This window comes from Streptomyces sp. NPDC097981, from assembly GCF_040302565.1.
GTDB lineage: Bacteria > Actinomycetota > Actinomycetes > Streptomycetales > Streptomycetaceae > Streptomyces.
The window spans coordinates 1-1355 of the sequence record NZ_JBEORW010000190.1 but is presented as its reverse complement, the minus strand read 5'-3'; the positions used below and the strand labels follow the sequence as shown (position 1 = coordinate 1355).

The 1355-nt window shown below is 70.2% G+C and carries 1 protein-coding gene; it reads right to left on the bottom strand.

Translation table 11 applies throughout. The annotated features are described in order from the left end of the window. The coding region (locus ABTY04_RS40985; RefSeq protein WP_352218519.1) for a 2-oxoacid:acceptor oxidoreductase subunit alpha at positions 1-1355 on the bottom strand (1355 nt) is incomplete at both ends.

Sequence of the window (1355 nt, the reverse complement as noted above, 5' to 3'; positions counted from 1 at the left end):
TTCCCCGGGAAGGGGTTGAGGTGGCGCAGATGGGCCTGCGCGACGGGGACGCCGATGTTGCGCAGGCGGCGGACGGCGGCGGTGATGGGTCCGTAGGTGGAGCCCCAGCCCAGGGCGAGCGTGCGGGCTCCGTCGGGGTCGTCGACGACGAGGTCGGGGACCTCGATCCCGTCGATCTTGGCCTGGCGGGTACGGACCATGAAGTCGTGGTTGGCCGGGTCGTAGGAGATGTTGCCCGTGCCGTCCTGCTTCTCGATCCCGCCGATCCGGTGCTCCAGACCCGGCGTGCCCGGCACCGCCCAGGGGCGGGCCAGCGTCTGCGGATCACGCTTGTAGGGCCAGAACACCTCGGTGCCGTCGGCGAGCTGCTGGTTGGGCCCCGAGGCGAACTGCACCTTCAGGTCCGGCAGATCGGCGATGTCGGGGATCCGCCAGGGCTCGGAGCCGTTGGCGAGGTATCCGTCGGAGAGCAGGAAGACCGGGGTCCGGTACGTCAGCGCGATCCGCGCCGCATCGAGGGCCGCGTCGAAGCAGTCGGCCGGGGTGCGCGGGGCGACGACCGGGACCGGCGCCTCGCCGTTGCGCCCGTACATCGCCTGCAGCAGGTCCGCCTGCTCCGTCTTCGTCGGCAGGCCGGTGGAGGGGCCGCCGCGCTGGATGTCCACGATCAGCAGCGGCAGCTCCAGGGAGACCGCAAGGCCGATGGTCTCGGACTTGAGGGCCACACCCGGTCCGGAAGTGGTGGTCACGCCGAGTGCGCCGCCGAACGCGGCGCCGAGCGCCGCGCCGATCCCGGCGATCTCGTCCTCCGCCTGGAAGGTGCGCACGCCGAAGTTCTTGTGCTTGCTCAGCTCGTGCAGGATGTCCGAGGCCGGCGTGATCGGGTACGAGCCCAGGTAGAGCGGCAGGTCGGCCTGCCGGCTCGCCGCGATCAGCCCGTAGGACAGGGCCAGGTTCCCGGAGATGTTGCGGTAGGTCCCCGTCGGGAACGCCTGCGTCGCCGGCGCGACCTCGTAGGAGACCGCGAAGTCCTCCGTCGTCTCCCCGAAGTTCCAGCCCGCCCGGAACGCCGCCACGTTCGCCTCGGCGATGTCCGGCTTCTTCGCGAACTTCTGCCGCAGGAACCGCTCCGTGCCCTCGGTGGGCCGGTGGTACATCCACGACAGCAGCCCCAGCGCGAACATGTTCTTGCTGCGCTCGGCCTCCTTGCGGGACAGCCCGAAATCCTTCAGCGCCTCGACCGTGAGCGTGGTCAGCGGCACCTCGTGAATGTTGTACGCGCCCAGCGAGCCGTCTTCCAGCGGTGAGGTCTCGTACCCCACCTTGGCCATCGGGCGCTTGGTGAATTCATCGGT